This window comes from Duganella sp. CF458 (assembly GCF_900113115.1).
Classification (GTDB): domain Bacteria; phylum Pseudomonadota; class Gammaproteobacteria; order Burkholderiales; family Burkholderiaceae_D; genus Rugamonas.
Genome location: NZ_FOOF01000014.1, coordinates 1 through 18,107, shown reverse-complemented (window position 1 = coordinate 18,107; position 18,107 = coordinate 1). Strand labels below are relative to the sequence as shown.

The following is an 18,107-nucleotide window of genomic DNA, read 5'->3' as shown; positions in this document are numbered from 1 at the left end:
AGCGGGGAACCGCTTTTTTTCTTAGCTTGGTGGCGATTAGCCGCGCAGCAGGCTCAGCACGCCGTTAGGCAGCGAGTTCGCCTGGGCCAGCATGGCGGTACCAGCTTGTTGCAGGATCTGGCCGCGGGTCAGGCTGGCGGTTTCTGCAGCAAAGTCGGTGTCCACGATACGGCTACGCGATGCAGACAGGTTCTCGGTCGTCGCGCTCAGGTTCGAGATCGTCGAGGAGAAACGGGACTGCAGTGCACCGAACGATGCGCGCTGGCTGTTCACCGAAGCCAGGGCGGCGTCAGCGATCTTGATTGCCAGCTGGGCATTGTCGAAGGTGGTCACGTCCAGGGTGGCGACCGACTTCAAGGTCGAACCACCAGCCAGGCTGAAGCCGGTTGCAGCGGCTTCCGTCACCGAGAACGAGTTCTCGGAGTCCATGGTCACACGGCCCATCACGGTCGACACAGCGGCAGCTGCGGTCATCGCATTGGCGGCGCCGTTCAGTGCGCCAGCGGCGGTGTAGTTCTGCGCGCTTGCCACCGTGTTACCGCCAACCTTGGTGTTGGTCAGCTTGATGTCGGAGCCGGTCGAGTGCGACAGCTTCAGCTTGTTGTTGGCTTCGTCGTACTGGGCAGTAACGCCAGTCTTGGACGATTGCGCATTGAAAGCATTGATCGCCGAAGCGTAGTCGTCAGCCGAGTTGGCACCGGTGCCGATGGTGAAGGACACGGTCACTGGCGAGCCAGCGTTGTCACCTTCCACGGTCATGGTGTAGGACTCAGCGCCCAGGGTCAGTGCCGCGTCGGTTTTGGCCGAAGCGGTGACGCCGGTGTTGGCGGTCTGTGCATTGATGCTGGCAGCAACCGACTTGGCGGTGCTGGTGGCGGCCAAGGTGGTGATGGTTGCCGAACCGCGGGAACCGTTGATGGTGGCGGTGGTGGCAGCCGAGGTATTGGCAGCGGTTACGGCAGCAGGCGAGCCTTCGATACGGTTGTCGCCGTAGGTGCTGGTCAGGAAGTTGGCGCCTACAGCCTGGATGGTCTGGTTCGCGTCAGCGCCGACCTGGAAGGTCGCGGTGCCCATCGAGCCGTCCAGCAGGTTTTTGCCGTTGAAGTTGGTGGTCTGGGCAACGCGGTTCAGTTCCGATGCCAGTTCGCCAACTTCGGTCTGCAGCGCTTGACGGTCCGAAGCCGAGTTGGTGGCGTTGGACGACTGCACCGCCAGTTCACGGATACGCTGCAGGATGTCGCCGGAGGATGCCAGCGCGCCTTCTGCGGTCTGAGCCAGCGAGACGCCGTCGTTGGCGTTACGCATTGCCTGGTTCATACCGCGAATCTGGGAATTCATACGGTCGGAAATTGCCAGGCCAGCCGCATCGTCCTTAGCGCTGTTGATACGCAGGCCGGAGGACAGACGTTGCAGGGAGGTCGACAGGCTGCTCTGGGATGCGTTCAGGTTGCGCTGCGAGTTCAGGGACGAGATGTTGGTGTTAATTACGGAAGCCATGGTGTTTCTCCATTCGGTACTACTGATTGGGCAGTTTGCTCATTCACTTTGGCCCGCCACGCTGTTCTGTAACGATCAAGCCGCTGTTGTAATGGGTAACGGTTGCCGCATGGGAACCTTTAGCGCGGTTTCGCTGCTAAATCGCCCGGTGCTTACCCTCAAGTTGCCTACGGAGTGCCGCTTAAACGGCGGGCTTTCCCTGAACTTTAGGCCGAAAAAAAATATTTTTCACGGGCAAAGAAAATAAAAAAAGCCCGCCGGCAGGGGCGGGCTTGCTGGAGTGTCATTGCCTACCCGGCAACGACGACCCGGTTCTTGCCGGATTTCTTGGCCTTGTACATGGCCTCGTCGGCGCGCTTGACCAAGTCGGCCTGGACTTCGTGCGGACGGCGCAGCGCGACCCCGGCGGAAAAGGTGATCAGCACCTTCTCGTTTTCGTGCATGAAGAAGTGGCGGGTCAGCTCGCGCTGCAGGCGCGTCATGGTGGCCTCGGCCGCCTCGATGGTGGTCTCCGGCAGCAGGATCAGGAATTCCTCGCCGCCGAAACGGGCGATCACGTCCATCGAGCGCAGGGTCTCTTTGACAACCTTGACCAGATGCTTGAGCGCATTGTCGCCGGCGATGTGGCCCATGGTGTCGTTGAGCTTCTTGAAATCGTCCAGGTCCAGCACCGCGATGCAGAGCGGGGTGCCGCGCCGGTCGCTGCGCGCGGTCTCGCGTTCGAACACATCGTCCAGGCCGCGCCGGTTGAGCGAGCCGGTCAACTGGTCCTCGCGCACCAGTTCGCTCAAGTGCTGCAGCTTGGCTTCCAGCGCGTGGATGCGCGCCTCGGCATCCTGCACTTCCTGCCGCGCCACCATCATATTGTCGCGCGCCTTCAGCGCTTCGCTCTGGACCTGGCGGGTTTCCTTCAATACATCGTCGAGGATCTGGTTGAGCTCGCCGATATCGCGCGCGGCGCGGATCTTGTCGGAATAGCCACCGATCTTTTCGTGGAAGTCGCCGGTCGAGATCGCCACGGCGCCCAGGCGGTCGATGAAGGTCATCATCATGTTCTTGACGGTGGCCTTGACGTCGGTGATCGAGTGCTTGAGCTGGCTCTGTTTATAGATGACGTCTTTCAGGCTGCGGGTGGCTTCTTCCAGCGCGCGCTGGTCGATCGGGCCGGCAATCAGGTTTTGCACGGCATCGATCTGGCCGCGCAGCCAGGAGTCGTCGTCCAGCAGTTCGCTGACGTTTTCCAGCAGCAGGCGGAACAGGCGCAGCAGCAATTCCTGCTGCTCGGCGGTGTCGCCGCTGCGGATCTCGATCTGGTAACACAGTTCCTTCAGGCGGGTGCCGATCTCGGCCAGGGCAGCCTCGGTGTGGGCTTCCTTGGTCGCGGCGCCCAGCGACTCGGCTTCGGCCACCAGGTTGGGGCTGTCGGACAGCAGGGAAGCGACGGCAAAGGTCAGGGTACGGCTCAGCAGTTCTCGCAACAGGCGCGCCTGCTCATTATTCTCTTCGGGCACCAGGCCGCCCGCGCCCACCTTGACCAGCGGGCGCTCGGCCAGCGCGGCCAGGGTGCGGGCATAGGTATCCCAGTCGCGCGCCTTGACGGCGCGGTTGAAACGGCGGCCGAAGTCGGCCAGGTCGCCCGGCTGGTCGGTCAGGCGCGCGGCGAACTGGGCCAGCATGGTTTCTGCCGGGCCTTCCTGCACCACCGGGGCCGGCGGTGCCGGCACGATGCCGGCGATTTCATTGTAGATGTCGCGATACGCGTCCGGCGTCGGGGCAATCCGGCGCACGGCGAGGCGGCGGAATGCCTCGCGCGCGATATCAGCCGGATTCGTGTCCGCCGCGGCTGGATTGGTGGGTTTGCTAGACATCTGACGTACAGCCTTTACGAAGGTTTACCGATTACCAGCATAGTAAGCCACTGTCCAGCTGCCCGATTCGGTGATAAACGGGAGAAAATGTGCTTACTTCCTAGCATCATTTTCTAATCGATCAGCTGGTTCTTGATGGCGTAGTGTGTCAGCTCGGCGCTGTTCTTCAGGTTCATCTTGGCCAGCAGGCGGGCGCGGTACTCGCTGACGGTCTTGACCGAGAGCGATAGTTCCTTGGCAATGGTGCCTACCGTCTTGCCGGAGGCGATCATGGTCAGGGTCTGGTACTCGCGGTCGGACAAGGTTTCGTGCGGCGCCACCTGATGGTCCTCGCCGACATGGTTGGCTAATTCCTGGGCCAATGCCGGGCTAACATATTTTAACCCCGCTGCGCACTGGCGGATTGCATTTACTAACTCTTTCGGTGCACTTTGTTTGGTGAGGTAGCCGGCGGCGCCGGCCTTGAGCGAGCGGATGGCGTACTGGTCTTCGCGATGCATGGACAACATCAGCACCGACAGTTCGGGTTTGTCCTTCTTGACCTGCTTCAGCACTTCGATGCCGTTGCGATCTGGCAAGGAAATATCGAGTAGTAAAACATGGCAGCCGGACTTGCGGAACAGCTTGATGGCATCGAGGCCATTCTCCGCTTCGCCGGCCACCACGATGTCCTTGGTTTCGGCCAGAATCTGCTTCAAGCCTTCGCGCACGATGGCATGGTCGTCGGCAATAAAAACTTTGATGACGGCTTTTTCACTCATGGCCAATTGTAACGTCTGGCGCGCTGGCCGGGAGGCGGATTTTGAGCGCCACTTCGGTGCCGCCGCCGGCCGCATGGCCAACGTTCAGCGTGCCGCCCAGCGCCCGCGCGCGCTCGGCCATGCCGCGCAGGCCGAAGGAGTCGGGCTTGGCGCGGTCGGCCGGATGGATGCCGCGGCCGTTGTCGACAATCTTCAGGGTCAGCACACCACGGCTGCGCGTCAGCTTGACGCTGACCGCGCTCGCTTGCGCGTGCTTGGCGATATTGGTCAACGCTTCCTGCGCAATGCGGAACAGCGCGGCGGCCGGTTCGGGATCGAGCTCGAGCTCTTGCATGCTGGCTTGCAGGCGGCAGGCAATGCCGGCCTGGGCTTCGAATTCCTTGACCTGCCATTCGAGCGCGGGCAGCAGGCCGAAGTCGAGCACGGAAGGGCGCAGGTCCAAGGTCAGGCGGTGCACCGCATCGATGGTGCGGTCGACCAGGGCGTCGACGTAGGCGGCCTTTTGCTGCAGGGTTTCATCGCCTTGCGGCAGGCGCGCGGTGAGCATGGCCAGGGCCATCTTGATGGCGGTCAGGTTGCCGCCCAGGTCGTCGTGGATTTCGCGCGCGATGCGCTCGCGCTCCTGCTCCTTGACCCGTTCGATGTGGGCGGTCAATTCGGCCAGGCGGGCGCGGCTGGCACGCACTTCGAGCTGCTCCTGCTTGCTCTCGGTGATGTTGGACATCATGCCTTCCCACTGCACGCCGCCGTCGGGCAAGGCATGCGGGGTGCTGCGCAGGTTGATCCACTTGACGTCTTTCCAGGCCTCGACCCAGATGCGGCCTTCCCAGTTCCAGCTCCACAGCGAGGTGGCGGACGACTGCATCGATTCCAGGTAGGCCGGGCGGTCTTCCGGCAGCACCAGCGACAGGAAGCGTTCCGGCTCGGCCTGCAGTTCGGCGGCGTTAATGCCCAGCAGGGCCAGGCAGCCGTCGCTCACATAGGGAAAGGACACGCTGCCGTCGGCATGGCGGCGAAACTGGTAGACCAATCCGGGAGCGTTGGCGGCGATATGGTGCAGGGCGGTCGGCAAGGCAGGGCGCATAAGGTGGTTGCAGGGTCAGCGGCGGCGCATGCGCCAGAACGCGCTGAAGCGGCGCAGCACGCGCATCGGGCGCGCCGCGAAACGGCCGCGGCGCCAGCCGGCGCGCCAGCGGCGCAGGCGCGCGCGCAGCTGGTCGACCAAGGCACGGCATTCGCGCCAGGCGGCAGTGGCTTTCAGGCGCGCGATCCAGCGTTCTTTGACTGCCATGAAGCGGCCGTGCAGCCAGGCGAACCAGCGCAGGCGCAGCAGGGCGGGGCGGGTCAGGGCATACAGCCGCGCGACCGCAGCGGCGCCGGCCAGCTTGGCCAGCAGGAAAACGCTGATGCCCATGAACGCATGGCCGCGCGCCAGCGCGAACAGGGCCAGCAGCTTGACGGGAAACAGCAGCAGCGCCGGCAGCAGGAACACGGCCATGGCGGCGGCCGGGCCCAGGCTGCAGATGATGCGCTCCAGCGCCCGCAGCGGCGGCAACGCGGCCAGCTGCGCCATCAGGCGCGCTCCCACATCCCACAGCCATTCCTCGAAGATCAGGAACAGGGCAGCCGCGTAGACGAGGGGGGCGAACAGGCGCCGCCTGAGTGTGTACAATCGCTTCATGTCGCTGCCATTATTGCACCAAACAATTAGAAAACGGTTATGAACAAAGCTTTTGTCAAAGAGAGCGAGCAGGACGATGACGACGACCTGCCGCCAGGCGCGCCGCCGATTCCTCCCGGGTCCAAGAATTACATTACGCCGGCCGGCTACCAGCGCATCAAGGACGAGCTGCTGCAGTTGATCGACGTCGAGCGTCCGGAAGTGGTGAAGGTGGTGCACTGGGCGGCATCGAACGGCGACCGTTCGGAAAACGGCGATTACATTTATGGCAAGCGCCGCTTGCGCGAAATCGATCGCCGCATTCGTTTCTTGACCAAGCGCATGGACCTGGCCGAGGTGGTCGATCCCAGCATCCACCATGGCAATGACCAGGTGTTCTTCGGCGCCACGGTGACCTATGCCAAGCACGATGGGGTAGAACAGACGATCACCATCGTTGGCATCGACGAATTCGATCCGCTGAAGGGCAAGGTGAGCTGGATCAGCCCGGTAGCCCGCACGCTCACCAAAGCCCGTGAAGGCGACACGGTCCTGCTGCACACGCCGAACGGCGCCGAAGAACTGGACATCCTCGAAGTCAGCTACCCCGCCCCGGCGCCTTGACTCACGTCGCGCCTTGAATCGCGCCAAAGTATTTTCGCGCAACATTGCCAGGTTGTTATAATTAATTTTTAATTATTTTTATGGCAAGGTGCGCGCATGGCATTCGCTCAACTGACGCAAGTCTTCTATGAACCCTCGGCCGCGTTCGCAGCGCTGAAGGAACGGCCGCGGGCCTGGCTGCCGCTGCTGTTGCTGTACGTGGCCGGCATCAGCATGGTGGTCTGGTATTTCCAGACCGTCGATTGGGAATGGATGAAGGCGGCCACCCTGCCGCCGGACCTGTCCGCCGAACAGCGCGAGGCCGCCGGCCAGTCCATGACGCGCGGCGTGATGATGGGCTTCGGCATTGCCGGCGTCGTGCTTGGCACACTGGTGATCTTCAGCCTGTATGGCTTCTACTATTGGCTGGCGGGGAAGTTGGCCAGCATGGAGCTCGGTTTCAAGTCCGGCTTCGCCCTGGTGGCCTGGGCCTCGCTGCCGAGCCTGATCAGCGTGCCCCTGATGGCGCTGCAGATCGCCACCAGCAAGGGCCAGCTGGCATTTGAAAACGCCGACATGCTGTCGCTGAACTTCCTGCTGGTGCATGCCGCGCCGCATACGCCATGGTTCGGCATTGCCAGCGCGCTCAAGCTGACCGATATCTGGGTCATCGTGCTGACCACGATCGGCCTGCGCACCTGGACCGGCAAGAGCGGCACCACCTGCGCCATCATCGCGGCGCTGCCGTATGTGCTGATTTACGGCTGCTGGGCCGCCTGGATCCTGTTCAAGAATTGAGGCGGCCATGAAGCGCAAACTGATTGCATTGGCCGTGATCATGGCCATGATCGGCATTCCGGTCGCCATCAAGTTCGGCAGTGCGCCGCCGAAGGTCGAAGCCGAGCTGGCCAAGGTCGAGAACAAGGCGATCTATCCGGCGGTGCTGGCTTCCGGCAGCCTGGTGTTCCGCCAGGAGGTCCAGCTGTCGCCCGAGGTGATCGGCAAGGTGTCGGAGGTGCTGGTGAAGGAAGGCGACCGGATCGAACAAGGGCAGGTTGTGCTGCGCCTCGATCCGAGTACCTACAAGGCCGACGTGGCGCAGCAGGAAGCTGCGGTGCGTAACGCGGCCGTCAGTGTTGACCGCGCGCAGATCGACCTGGAAAACCAGCAGCGCAAGCTGGAGCGCTCGCGCCAGCTGGCCGCAGCCAAGTTCATCGACGTGTCGCGCCTGGACGATGCGAAGCTGGCGGTGGACCTGGCGGTAGTGGCGCTGCGCAGTGCGCGCGAGAGCCGCCAGCAGGCCATGGCCATGCTGGCGCTGGCACAGGAGCGGCTGGCCAAGACCGAGGTGCGCTCGCCGATCTCGGGCACTGCCACCAGTGTGTCGATCAAGGCCGGCGAAACGGCCGTGGCCAGTGCCACCGGCATTGCCGGTTCCAGCCTGATGACGATTGCCGATGTCGGGTCGATGATCGCGGAAGTCAACGTCGACGAGGGCGATATCGCCAATGTGGCGCCGGGGCTGAAGACGCGGATCTTCCCCTCGGCCTATGCCGACCGGCCGCTGACGGGCAGCGTGGAATCGGTCTCGCTGGCGCCGAGGGCCCAGGCTTTGGGACAGGCGGCCAACCAGGGCCGCAGCTACGTGGTGAAGGTCAAGCTGGCAGCCCACCAGTTGGCGCTGCGCTCCGGCATGACCTGCCGCGCCGAGATCGTGACGGGCGACGGCGCGCCGCGTCCGGTGGTCCCGCTGCAGGCGGTGCAGTTGACGGAGGCGTCGGAAGGCAAGGGCAGGCGCAGCAATTATGTCTACGCGATTGTCGATGGCGTGGCGAAGAAGCGCACGGTGGAGCTGGGCCTGTCGGACGACAGCAACCAGGAAATCACCAAGGGCCTGGCGCTTGGCGAAACGGTTGCCGTGGGGCCGGCGCGCACCTTGCGCGACCTGCGCGAAGGCACGGCAGTCAAGGCGAAGGCGCTGGAGGCCAAGCCGCTCAAGGTTGCGGACGGAAGCAAACCGTGATCACACTGAGCGGCATCACCAAGCAGTACCAGATGGGGGACCAGACCGTGCACGCCTTGCAGGGCGTTGACCTGCACATCGAACGCAATGAGCTGGTGGCCTTCATCGGCGCTTCCGGTTCGGGCAAGTCGACCATGATGAACATCGTCGGCTGCCTGGACCGCCCGAGCGGCGGCACGTATTTCCTGAACGGGAAGGACGTGGCGACCATGGCCAGCGACGACCTGGCCCAGGTGCGCAATGAGGAAATCGGCTTCATCTTCCAGAGTTTCCACCTGCTGCCGCGCCATACGGCGCTGGACAATGTGGCGCAGCCGCTGATCTATCGCGGCATTCCGCCGTCCGAGCGCAAGCGCATGGCGCGCGAAGCGCTGCAGCACGTGGGGCTGGGCGAACGCATGCATCACCGGCCCAACGAGCTGTCGGGCGGGCAGCGGCAGCGCGTGGCGATCGCGCGTGCGTTGGTGGGCAAACCGTCGATCCTGCTGGCCGACGAACCGACCGGCAACCTCGATTCGGCCACTACGCGCGAAATCATGGCCTTGATCAAGGATGTGCACCGCAACGGCCAGACGGTGGTGATGGTGACGCACGAACCGGACATCGCCGAACAATGCCAGCGCATCGTGCGGCTGCAGGATGGGCGCGTGCTGTCCGACCACCGCATACCGGGCCATTGAGGGGAGGGCAGGCGATGTACATCTTTATCGAAGCGCTGCGTTCGGCCATGGCGGCGATCCGCGCGCACCGCATGCGCAGTTTCCTGACCTCGCTGGGCATCATCATCGGCGTGGCGTCGGTGATCACGGTTATCTCCCTGATCCAGGGCTTGTCGCAATCGATCACGCGCCAGTTTGAAGGCCTGGGCGGCAATGCATTGACGGTGCACGCCAAGAACGACTTCAAGGACGTCATGCGCGGCAAGGTCAATTACCTGCAGTTTGAAGACGTGGAGCAGTTGCGCGGGCACGTGGACGGCATTCGCGAACTGAGCCCGGCGTTCATGTTCCCGGGCGGTGAAATCCGCTACGGCAACCAGACCGCATCGAGCCGCCAGCAGTTGGCGGTGAGCGCGGCATTCATGGAAGTGAATGGCAGCTACCCGCGCTTGGGGCGCTTCATCAGCGAGTCCGATAATGCGGGCGCCCGGCGCGTGTGCGTGATCGGCGAAAAAATGATCGAACTGCTGCACCTGCCGGAAAATCCCCTGGGTGAATTCATCCAGTTTTCCGACGAATGGTTCAAGATCGTCGGGGTGCTGGAGAAGAAGGGCGAGATCCTCGGCATGTCGCAGGACGACCAGGTGCTGGTGCCGTTCCGCACCGGCCAAAGCCTGATCGGCAATACGCGCAAGCCGAGCATGTCGATCACGGTGTCGATCAGCGACATCGGCCGCGCCGAAGAAATCAAGTCCCGTATTGCCACGGTGATGCGGCAGTCGCACCGCCTGCATGCGGACCAGAAGGATGATTTCGAGATCGAGTCTTCCGACCAGTTCCTCAAGAGCTTCGAGACGGTGACCACCACCGTCACGCTGGTGATGGGCGGGGTGGTGGGCATTGCATTGCTGGTGGGCGGAATCGGGATCATGAACATCATGCTGGTCTCGGTCAGCGAGCGCACGCGCGAGATCGGCATCTGCAAGGCGATCGGCGCGCGCAGCCGCGACATCCTGATGCAGTTCCTGATCGAAGCGGTGACCTTGTCGATGCTGGGCGGCGCGCTAGGCGTGCTGCTGGGGTATGGACTGGGCCACGCGATTGCCAGCATCATTCCCGACTTCCCAGGCGCGTACGTGCCGTGGTGGGCAGTGGCGCTGTCGGTGATGTTTTCCGCCGGAGTCGGCGTGATCTTCGGCGTGCTGCCCGCCGCCAAAGCCGCCAAGCTCGACCCGATTGAAGCTTTAAGGTACGAATAGGCGGCAATTGCGTCCGCACAAAGCGCCCCAACGCAGCAGCGCTATCCATTGAACAGGCGGGTCCGACCCTTGGGTCGGACCCAGGTTTACCTGTTTCAAAGGAGAAAAGATGGTCCGCCCCCTCCGCAATTTCCCTGCTGACAGTTGCCTGCACATAGTCCAACGTGGCGACAACCGCCGTGCATGCTTCTACGATGATGAAGAGCGGATACGGTACTTGGAACTAATGGCGCAATACAGTCGCAAATATCACTGCGACTTGCATGCGTACGTATTGATGACCAACCACGTTCACATTCTGCTGACTGTGCGTGAACGCAATGCCCAGTCCAGGTTCATGAAGGATCTATCGCAGCAGACCGCATATTGGGTGCATAGGCGGCACGGCGGTTCCGGGACGATGTGGGACGGCCGATACCATTCTTCGCATATAGCAAGCGAGGCGTATCTTTTGATTTGCCAGCGCTATATTGAACTTAACCCGGTACGCGCGGGGATGGTGGACTTGCCTGCTGAGTATCGTTGGTCCAGCTATCGGGCCAATGCGGAAGGTAAGGGGAGCAATTTATTGACGCCGCATCCTGTTTTCATGGGCTTGGGGCGTGATGCTGAGTCTCGCCAGTCGGCGTACAAAGCACTGTTTGACATACCTCTGGCCGAAAAGGATTTGCAGAGAATTCGGTTTGCGGCGCAGAATGATTTTGCCTTGATGAAAACCGGTAAATCTGGGTCAGACCCAAGGGTCTGACCCGCCATCATGCGCGCTCGCGGGTGACGCGGTTGACGCCGGCGACTTTTCTGACGTTGCGGATCAGGGCTGCCAGGTGCACGCGGTCTTTCACCTGGATCGTGAAGCGCAGCTGGTGCAATACATGCTCACGGTCTTCGTCCATGCCGACGAAGGTGATGTTGCCATCGCTTTCGCCGATTTCCGCTGCCACGCGCGCCAGGATGCCCTTTTCATTGTTGATGATCAGGCGGATGCGGCTGTCGAAGCGGCGGTTGATCTCGGTACCCCATTTGACGGCGATCCAGCGTTCGGGTTCTTTCTGCTTCGAGCGCTTGGCCACCGAGCAGTCGCCGGTGTGCACCTGCAGGCCCTGGTCGCGGCGCAACTGGCCGACGATATGGTCGCCCGGGATCGGCAGGCAGCATGGCGCCAACTGCACCGACACGCCTTCGCTGCCGTAGATCGTGACCGGGTCGAGCTCCTTCGGGCTGGTGTGCTCGATCGGCGCGCTGGCCGATTCGCCGCCCAGCAGGCCGAAGATGTGGCGCGCCACCAGCGCGGCCATGCGCTTGCCGATGCCGATGTCGGCATACAGCTCTTCCATCGACTTGGCCGAGGATTCGTTCAGCAGGCGCTCCATCAGCGGCGGCGGCAGCTCTTCCGGCACGTTGATCGCGTCAAGCGCCTGCGCCAGCAGCTGCTGGCCAAGGCGGATCGATTCCGGCAGGTTGATCGTGCGCAGGTGGTGGCGGATCGCCGAGCGCGCCTTGCCGGTGCGGACGAAGGACAGCCAGGTCGGGCTCGGGCGCGAGTTCGGATCGGTGACGATTTCCACGATGTCGCCGTTGCGCAGCTCGGTGCGCAGCTGGGCCGCTTCGCCGTTGATGTTGACCGATACCGTATGGTCGCCGATGCCGGTGTGGATCGAATACGCGAAGTCGATCGGCGTCGCGCCGCGGGGCAGGGCGATGATCTTCGACTTCGGCGTGAATACGTAGACCGAATCGGGGAACAGGTCGACCTTGACGTGCTCCAGGAACTCGGCCGAATCGCCGGTCTGCTGCTGGATGTCGAGCAGCGACTGCAGCCAGGCGTGGGTGCGCTGCTGCATGTCCGAGATGTTGGCGTCGTTACTCTTGTACAGCCAGTGCGCCGCCACGCCCGATTCGGCGGTGCGGTGCATTTCCTGGGTGCGGATCTGGAATTCCACCGGCGTGCCGTAAGGGCCGATCAAGGTGGTGTGCAGCGACTGGTAGCCGTTCAGCTTACGGATCGCGATGTAATCCTTGAACTTGCCCGGCATCGGCTTGTACAGCGAGTGCAGGGTGCCCAGCGCCACGTAGCAGTTTGGGAAGCTGTCGACCACCACGCGGAAGCCGTACACGTCCAGCACCTGCGAGAACGACAGGTGCTTGGAGCGCATCTTCTTGTAGATGCCGTACAGGGTTTTTTCGCGGCCGTAGACTTCGGCCTCGATGCCGGCCGTCGACAAGGTGTTCTTCACCGCGTCCAGGATCTTCGACACCACCTCGCGCCGGTTGCCGCGCGCCGCTTTCACGGCCTTGTGCAGCACGTGGTAGCGCACCGGGTACAGGTGCGAGAAGGACAGGTCCTGCAGTTCGCGGTAGATGTTGTTCAGGCCAAGGCGGTGCGCGATGGGGACGTAGACTTCCATCGTCTCGGCCGCGATGCGGCGCTTCTTGGCCGGGATCATCACTTCCAGCGTGCGCATATTGTGCAGGCGGTCGGCCAGCTTGATCAGGATCACGCGCACGTCCGAGGCCATGGCCAGCAGCATCTTGCGGAAGTTCTCCGCCTGCGCTTCGATCTGGCTCTGGAACTCGATTTTTTCCAGCTTGGACAGGCCGTCGACCAGGTGCGCCACCTGGGCGCCGAAGCGCTCGATCAGCTCGTCCTTCTTGACGTCCTGGTCTTCCATCACATCGTGCAGCAGCGCCGCCATGATGGCTTGCGCGTCCAGCTTCCACTCGGCGCAGATCTCGGCCACCGCAATCGGGTGCGAGATGTACGGCTCACCCGACTTGCGTACCTGGCCCAGGTGCATCTCGTCCGAGAAACGGTAGGCTTCCTTGACCTTTTTCAGGTCGGCCTCGGCCATGTACTCGGCGAGCTTTTCGGTCAGGTGGGTGATGGTGGCGACGCCGGTGGCCACGGTGGGCGCGGCTAATGCCGAAGTGGAAACGGATGGTGCAGAAACGTCAACGCCCGGCTGTTGCTTAGCCGGGCGCCGTGCCCGCCGTGCGGGCTGTTCGCTGATGTTGGGATCGGCGGAAGTCAGGTTCATATCGGGAACAAAAAGGTTCCCAGCTTACATAGGGACCTTTTTCAGCATTTCCAGGCCTACTTTGCCGGCGGCGATTTCGCGCAGGGCGATAACGGTTGGCTTGTCCTTGGCTTCGACCTTCGGGGTGTGGCCTTGCAGCAGCTGGCGTGCGCGGTAGGTGGCTGCCAGGGTCAGCTGGAAGCGGTTCGGTACGTTTTTCAGGCAATCTTCAATAGTAATACGGGCCATGCTTAACTCCTGGGTAAATGCGGTACTGAATGCGTTGGTGGTTATTCTGCGTGTTCTGCGTGGATGCCCAGTTCGGACATCAACCTGGCATTGCGGGCGGCTTGTTGCGCAAACCGGCAACGGGCCGATCGGACGATCGCGCTTAGCTCCGACAAGGCGACCGGGAACTCTTCGTTGATAATAACATACTCAAACTCGGGCGCGTGGGCGATTTCGCCGCCCGCTGCCAGCAGGCGGCGGTTGATCACGTGGACCTCGTCCTGGCCGCGTTTGTGCAGCCGTTCTTCCAGCGCCGCGAACGATGGCGGCAGGATGAAGATGCCGGCCGCTTGCGGGAATTGCTTCTTGACCTGGCGCGCGCCCTGCCAATCGATCTCCAGCAAGATGTCGGTGCCGGCCTTCATCTGCTGCTCCACGAAGATACGCGACGTGCCGTAGTAATTGCCGTGCACTTCGGCCCACTCCAGGAACTCGCCCTCGGCGGCGCGCTTGCGGAAGTCTTCGGCGGTGGTGAAGAAGTACTCGCGGCCATGCTGCTCGCCCGGACGCGGCTGGCGCGTGGTGGTCGAGATCGACAGCTTGATGGCCGGTTCCTGTGCCAGCAGGGCATTGACCAGCGTAGATTTACCGGCGCCGGATGGTGCAGCAACCATGAACAGGCTGCCGGAAAAATGTTGGCTCATTTGCAATTCTCGAAAGCTAGGCTGTCGCCCAAAGAAGTATTTTACCAAGGAGCAAGCAGAGTTGAAACCGGGCGTGCAGGCCGTCCTTGACACTGGACCGACCGGTCTATAGAGTAAACCGCATGAGCACCCACCAACTCACCACCCGCGAACGCCTGATCAACGCCATGATCACCACGCTGCAGCACCGCGGCCTGCATGGCGCCGGCCTGAGCGAAATCCTGGCCACGGCCAAGGCGCCGAAAGGCGTGATGTACCACCATTTCCCCGGCGGCAAAGACCAGCTGGCGGTGGCCGCCATCGAAGCCACCTTCAGCTTCCTGGTGCACAAGCTCGATACATATATGGAGCGCGAGCCCGATGTCGTCGCCGCGCTACAAGCCTGGATCCTGCGCGCCCTGCGCGGCCTGGACGACAGCGAGTTCGAACTGGGTTGCCCGCTGGCTGCGGTGGCGCTGGAATCCACCGCCGACGACGTCGACATCCGCAACGCGCTGAAAACCGGCTTCGCCAGCCTGCGCGGCCGCATGGCCGACGCGCTGGCGCAGGCCGGCCACGAACGCCTGCGCGCCGAGGGCATCGCCGCCCTGATCCTCGCCGCCTACGAAGGAGGGCTGCTGCAAGCCCGCGTGGCGGGCGACACCGCGCCCATGGTGCAGACCATGGACGCCCTGATGCCAATGCTGAAAGTGGAGAAAAGAACATGAGCCATATGCCTGCCGCCGCCTTGCTGCTGGCGGAAAAACTGGAACTGCGCGCGGTCGACGGCTACCCCTTGTCCGCCATGCGCTATCGCGCACGCGGCCCGGAAAAGGCGCGCCTGCTGGTAGCCGGCGCCACCGGTGTGCCGCAAGGCTTTTACCGCCGCTTCGCCGAATTCGCGGCAGGGCAGGGCTACACCGTGCTGACCTTCGACTATCGCGGCGTCGGCGGCTCGGCGCCGAAATCGCTGCGTGGTTTCGAAGCCAGCTTCCTCGATTGGGCACGGCTGGACCTGAACGCCGTGATCGAATTCTTCGCGCCTGCCGACAGCACGCCGCTGTACATGGTGGGTCATTCCTACGGCGGCCATGCGCTGGGCCTGGTGCCGAACCACGAAAAGATCGCCGGGGTCTACCTGTTCGGCGTCGGTGCCGGCTGGCATGGCTGGATGCCGCGCCTGGAACGCCTGCGCGTGTTGGCCATGTGGCATGTGGTGGGACCGATCGTCACGCGCTGGAAAGGGCGCCTGGCGTGGAGCAAGCTGGGCATGGGCGAGGACTTGCCGATGGGCGTGTATCGGCAGTGGAAACATTGGTGCAAATTCCCGCGCTACTTCCTCGATGACCCGAAAGTGCCGGAGATTGCCGAGGCTTTCGCCACCGTGCGCACGCCCATCCTGGCCTTGAACGCGACCGACGACCTGTGGGCGCCGCCGCTGTCGCGCGATGCGCTGATGTCCGGCTACCGCAACGCGCCGTGGCACGGCGTGGATATCGACCCCGCCGCCACGGGACTGGGCAAGCTGGGGCACATGGGCTACTTCCGCCAGCATGCGCAGCCGCTGTGGGTGCGCACGCTGGAGTGGTTCGACGGACTGGCGCGCTAAGGTTTCGCGCCCAGCACGCGCAGCAGCTCCTGCGCCGCCGCCGGTGCCCGCTCCTTGGCGCCGTTGATGAAATAGACGAATACGTCGCGCTTGCCGCCATCGGTCCACTCCTGCGCCTGTGCAGCCCATTTCTTCAAGGCGGGCTTGGTGTAGCCTGTGGCGATCTCGCTTTGAGCGTCCATCAGGCGCGCATAGACGAAATCGCCCGTCACCTCAGTGAAGTTCGGGAATTTCGGTGAATCCGTGATCACGGTCGCGATCTTGTACTTGCGCGCCAGCTTCAGGTACTCTGGGCACATGAAGCTGTCGTGGCGTGCATCCAGCACGTGCTGCAGCTTGCGCTTGCCCAGCTTCTTCGGCAAGAGTTTGAAAAAGGCCTCCAGGTCGTCCGGATCGAAGCGCTTGGTTGCTGCCAGTTGCCACAGGATCGGGCCAAGCTTGTCGCCCAGTTCCGTCAAGCCGCTATCCATGAAGCGCTCGATCGATTCACCCGCCTCGCCAAGCACCTTGCGATTGGTCGCGTAACGCGAAGCCTTCACCGCAAAGACGAAATTGTCAGGCGTGCGCTCGGCCCAGCCGGCGAAATGCTCCGGCTTGGCATTGCGGTAGAAAGTGCCGTTGATCTCGATGCTGGTCAACACGCTGCTGGCGTATTCCAGCGCGCGCTTGAGGGGAACTTCGGGCGGGTAGAAGGTGTCGCGCCAGGGAGCAAAGTCCCAGCCGCCGATGCCAACGCGAATGTCCATTCGAATTTTCCGTAGTAGAGTTGCGAACACACTTCAAGGAGGATGCCAGAAATGCGTATGTCCCGCCTGTTCGTTTCGCTGCTCACTGCCGGATTGATGGGAGGCGCTGCGGCGCAATCGCTGTCCCCCGAAGAACAACGCATCGTCGGCCTGGTCAAGGCCAATTCGGGCAATGCGCTGGCCCTGCTGGAAAAGACCGTCAACATCAACAGCGGCACCATGAATCACCAGGGTGTGCGCGAAGTCGGCAAAGTATTCCGCGCCGAACTGGACAAGCTCGGATTCAAGACGCAGTGGGTCGACATGCCGAAGGAGATGCAGCGCGCCGGTCACCTGGTCGCCACCCGTGAAGGCAGGCAGGGCAAGCGCGTGCTGATGATCGGCCACCTCGACACCGTGTTCGAAGCGAATGCACCGATGCAGAAGTGGGAGCGCCAGGGCGAGCGTGCCGGCGGCCAAGGCGTCAACGACATGAAGGGCGGCGACGTCATCGTCATCGAAGCGCTGCGGGCGCTGCACGCCGTGGGCGCGTTGGACAACACCACCATCAGCGTGATTTTCACTGGCGACGAAGAAAATGCCGGCGACCCGAAAGAAATCTCGCGGCGCGACATGGTCAACCTGGCCAAGCGCAGCGACGTCGCGCTGGCCTTTGAATCGACGGTGCTGGACGACAATGGCAAGGCCACCGGCACGATCGGTCGCCGCTCCTCGACCTCTTGGCAACTGGAGGTAACAGGCAAGCAAGGCCATTCGTCCGGCATCTTCAACGCCGATGCAGGTTATGGCGCAGTGTACGAAACGGCCCGCATCCTGGATACCTTCCGCCAGCAGCTGCAGGAACCGAACCTGACCTTCAATCCCGGCCTGGTCCTTGGGGGCACCGAAGTCACTGTCGACGGCACCGCGGCCAAGGGCACAGCCTTCGGCAAGTCGAATGTGATCGCCAACAGCGCAACGGTGAAAGGCGATCTGCGCTTCCTGACGCCGGAGCAGGGCGAGCAAGCGCGCGCCCGCATGCGTTCTATCGTCGGGCAGAGCCTGCCCGGCACCAGCGCCCGGATCCGCTTCCAGGACGGCTACCCGCCAATGGCGCCGACCGACGGCAATCTGAAAGTACTGGAGCTGTATTCGAAAGCCAGCGCCGACGCCGGCCTGGGCCCGATCGCCGCGCTCCCACCAGGCTTGCGCGGCGCCGGCGACGTGCAATTCGTCGCACCCTACGTCGACAGCCTGGATGGCCTCGGCGCCACCGGCAAAGGCGCCCATGCGCCGGGAGAAGATCTGGATGTGCGCTCGATCGAGCAGGGAGCGATTCGGACAGCCGTGCTGCTGTACCGTCTTACAAGATAAAAGTCGGGGTCAGCTCTGGCAACCGGACATTCGCTGCGCGAATGTCCGGTTGCCAGAGCTCGTATATTGAATCTGCACCTTTAGAAAAAGATATTAGGATTCTGAAGGCGGCGGGGCAAGGTCTCACCGAACAGAGTGGAAGCC

Annotated in this window: 18 protein-coding genes; 9 read left to right on the top strand and 9 right to left on the bottom strand. The window is 62.9% G+C overall.

The features are described from left to right. Window positions 1-36: 36 nt before the first annotated feature. From BM269_RS20795 to BM269_RS20775, 5 genes are all read right to left on the bottom strand, one after another. The gene (locus BM269_RS20795) at window positions 37-1,497 is read right to left on the bottom strand and encodes a flagellin N-terminal helical domain-containing protein (protein ID WP_090441464.1); all 1,461 of its coding nucleotides are present in this window, start codon (window positions 1,495-1,497) and stop codon (window positions 37-39) included. A 290-nt stretch (window positions 1,498-1,787) separates the two neighbouring features. Further along, window positions 1,788-3,365 carry a GGDEF domain-containing protein gene (locus tag BM269_RS20790; protein WP_090441461.1) on the bottom strand — a complete coding sequence of 526 codons (1,578 nt, stop codon included), beginning with the start codon at window positions 3,363-3,365 and terminating at the stop codon, window positions 1,788-1,790. Between the two features lie 113 nt (window positions 3,366-3,478). Beyond that, window positions 3,479-4,126 (bottom strand): response regulator, encoded by a 648-nt coding sequence (locus tag BM269_RS20785; RefSeq protein ID WP_090441458.1) that lies wholly within the window; start codon window positions 4,124-4,126, stop codon window positions 3,479-3,481. Further along, window positions 4,119-5,210 carry a sensor histidine kinase gene (locus tag BM269_RS20780; protein WP_090441455.1) on the bottom strand — a complete coding sequence of 364 codons (1,092 nt, stop codon included), beginning with the start codon at window positions 5,208-5,210 and terminating at the stop codon, window positions 4,119-4,121. Before BM269_RS20780 ends, BM269_RS20785 begins: the two co-directional genes overlap by 8 nt. Window positions 5,211-5,225: 15 nt before the next feature. Beyond that, entirely contained in the window at window positions 5,226-5,807 is a 582-nt protein-coding gene (locus tag BM269_RS20775; RefSeq protein ID WP_090441451.1) for a hypothetical protein, read from the bottom strand. A gap of 39 nt (window positions 5,808-5,846) precedes the next feature. On the opposite strand from BM269_RS20775, the gene greB reads away from it, so the two are divergent. From greB to BM269_RS20745, 6 genes are all read left to right on the top strand, one after another. Then, window positions 5,847-6,410 carry a transcription elongation factor GreB gene (gene greB, locus BM269_RS20770; RefSeq protein WP_090441448.1) on the top strand — a complete coding sequence of 188 codons (564 nt, stop codon included), beginning with the start codon at window positions 5,847-5,849 and terminating at the stop codon, window positions 6,408-6,410. A 96-nt stretch (window positions 6,411-6,506) separates the two neighbouring features. Then, window positions 6,507-7,187, top strand: coding sequence for a YIP1 family protein (locus tag BM269_RS20765; RefSeq protein ID WP_090441445.1), 681 nt, complete (start codon window positions 6,507-6,509; stop codon window positions 7,185-7,187). 7 nt (window positions 7,188-7,194) lie between these two features. Continuing rightward, window positions 7,195-8,412 carry an efflux RND transporter periplasmic adaptor subunit gene (locus BM269_RS20760; protein WP_090441442.1) on the top strand — a complete coding sequence of 406 codons (1,218 nt, stop codon included), beginning with the start codon at window positions 7,195-7,197 and terminating at the stop codon, window positions 8,410-8,412. After that, window positions 8,409-9,092, top strand: coding sequence for an ABC transporter ATP-binding protein (locus BM269_RS20755; protein ID WP_170860446.1), 684 nt, complete (start codon window positions 8,409-8,411; stop codon window positions 9,090-9,092). The genes BM269_RS20760 and BM269_RS20755 overlap by 4 nt, the downstream gene beginning before the upstream one ends. 14 nt (window positions 9,093-9,106) lie before the next feature. After that, entirely contained in the window at window positions 9,107-10,330 is a 1,224-nt protein-coding gene (locus BM269_RS20750; protein ID WP_170860445.1) for an ABC transporter permease, read from the top strand. A gap of 109 nt (window positions 10,331-10,439) precedes the next feature. After that, entirely contained in the window at window positions 10,440-11,078 is a 639-nt protein-coding gene (locus BM269_RS20745; RefSeq protein WP_090441437.1) for a transposase, read from the top strand. A gap of 7 nt (window positions 11,079-11,085) precedes the next feature. On the opposite strand, the gene BM269_RS20740 is transcribed toward BM269_RS20745, so the two are convergent. The 3 genes from BM269_RS20740 to gmk are packed head-to-tail and all read right to left on the bottom strand — an operon-like array spanning window position 11,086 to window position 14,276. Next, window positions 11,086-13,365, bottom strand: coding sequence for a RelA/SpoT family protein (locus BM269_RS20740; protein ID WP_090441434.1), 2,280 nt, complete (start codon window positions 13,363-13,365; stop codon window positions 11,086-11,088). A gap of 24 nt (window positions 13,366-13,389) precedes the next feature. Beyond that, entirely contained in the window at window positions 13,390-13,593 is a 204-nt protein-coding gene (gene rpoZ, locus BM269_RS20735; protein WP_090441431.1) for a DNA-directed RNA polymerase subunit omega, read from the bottom strand. Between the two features lie 41 nt (window positions 13,594-13,634). Next, a complete protein-coding gene (gmk, locus tag BM269_RS20730) occupies window positions 13,635-14,276 on the bottom strand; it encodes a guanylate kinase (RefSeq protein ID WP_090441428.1) in 642 nt (213 codons plus the stop codon). 122 nt (window positions 14,277-14,398) lie between these two features. Here gmk and BM269_RS20725 point away from each other — a divergent pair, with 122 nt between their 5' ends. Next, window positions 14,399-14,983, top strand: coding sequence for a TetR/AcrR family transcriptional regulator (locus BM269_RS20725; protein ID WP_229204725.1), 585 nt, complete (start codon window positions 14,399-14,401; stop codon window positions 14,981-14,983). After that, window positions 14,980-15,864, top strand: coding sequence for an alpha/beta hydrolase family protein (locus BM269_RS20720; RefSeq protein ID WP_229204724.1), 885 nt, complete (start codon window positions 14,980-14,982; stop codon window positions 15,862-15,864). The genes BM269_RS20725 and BM269_RS20720 overlap by 4 nt, the downstream gene beginning before the upstream one ends. Here the strand turns inward: BM269_RS20720 and BM269_RS20715 are convergent. Next, the gene (locus BM269_RS20715; protein ID WP_090441426.1) at window positions 15,861-16,610 is read right to left on the bottom strand and encodes a DUF72 domain-containing protein; all 750 of its coding nucleotides are present in this window, start codon (window positions 16,608-16,610) and stop codon (window positions 15,861-15,863) included. The two genes, BM269_RS20720 and BM269_RS20715, sit on opposite strands and share 4 nt — an antisense overlap. Window positions 16,611-16,661: 51 nt before the next feature. Here BM269_RS20715 and BM269_RS20710 point away from each other — a divergent pair, with 51 nt between their 5' ends. Continuing rightward, a complete protein-coding gene (locus tag BM269_RS20710) occupies window positions 16,662-17,963 on the top strand; it encodes a M20/M25/M40 family metallo-hydrolase (RefSeq protein WP_170860444.1) in 1,302 nt (433 codons plus the stop codon). Window positions 17,964-18,107 lie beyond the last annotated feature (144 nt).

Coding starts and splice junctions, on each gene's coding strand:
- BM269_RS20750 (WP_170860445.1), top strand. CDS start 9,107: ATGTACATCTTTATCGAAGCGCTGCGTTCGGCCATGGCGGCGATCCGC.
- BM269_RS20760 (WP_090441442.1), top strand. CDS start 7,195: ATGAAGCGCAAACTGATTGCATTGGCCGTGATCATGGCCATGATCGGC.
- BM269_RS20720 (WP_229204724.1), top strand. CDS start 14,980: ATGAGCCATATGCCTGCCGCCGCCTTGCTGCTGGCGGAAAAACTGGAA.
- BM269_RS20785 (WP_090441458.1), bottom strand. CDS start 4,126: ATGAGTGAAAAAGCCGTCATCAAAGTTTTTATTGCCGACGACCATGCC.
- rpoZ (WP_090441431.1), bottom strand. CDS start 13,593: ATGGCCCGTATTACTATTGAAGATTGCCTGAAAAACGTACCGAACCGC.
- BM269_RS20740 (WP_090441434.1), bottom strand. CDS start 13,365: ATGAACCTGACTTCCGCCGATCCCAACATCAGCGAACAGCCCGCACGG.
- BM269_RS20710 (WP_170860444.1), top strand. CDS start 16,662: ATGCGTATGTCCCGCCTGTTCGTTTCGCTGCTCACTGCCGGATTGATG.
- BM269_RS20745 (WP_090441437.1), top strand. CDS start 10,440: ATGGTCCGCCCCCTCCGCAATTTCCCTGCTGACAGTTGCCTGCACATA.
- BM269_RS20765 (WP_090441445.1), top strand. CDS start 6,507: ATGGCATTCGCTCAACTGACGCAAGTCTTCTATGAACCCTCGGCCGCG.
- BM269_RS20725 (WP_229204725.1), top strand. CDS start 14,399: ATGAGCACCCACCAACTCACCACCCGCGAACGCCTGATCAACGCCATG.
- greB (WP_090441448.1), top strand. CDS start 5,847: ATGAACAAAGCTTTTGTCAAAGAGAGCGAGCAGGACGATGACGACGAC.
- BM269_RS20790 (WP_090441461.1), bottom strand. CDS start 3,365: ATGTCTAGCAAACCCACCAATCCAGCCGCGGCGGACACGAATCCGGCT.
- BM269_RS20795 (WP_090441464.1), bottom strand. CDS start 1,497: ATGGCTTCCGTAATTAACACCAACATCTCGTCCCTGAACTCGCAGCGC.
- BM269_RS20775 (WP_090441451.1), bottom strand. CDS start 5,807: ATGAAGCGATTGTACACACTCAGGCGGCGCCTGTTCGCCCCCCTCGTC.
- BM269_RS20780 (WP_090441455.1), bottom strand. CDS start 5,210: ATGCGCCCTGCCTTGCCGACCGCCCTGCACCATATCGCCGCCAACGCT.
- BM269_RS20715 (WP_090441426.1), bottom strand. CDS start 16,610: ATGGACATTCGCGTTGGCATCGGCGGCTGGGACTTTGCTCCCTGGCGC.
- gmk (WP_090441428.1), bottom strand. CDS start 14,276: ATGAGCCAACATTTTTCCGGCAGCCTGTTCATGGTTGCTGCACCATCC.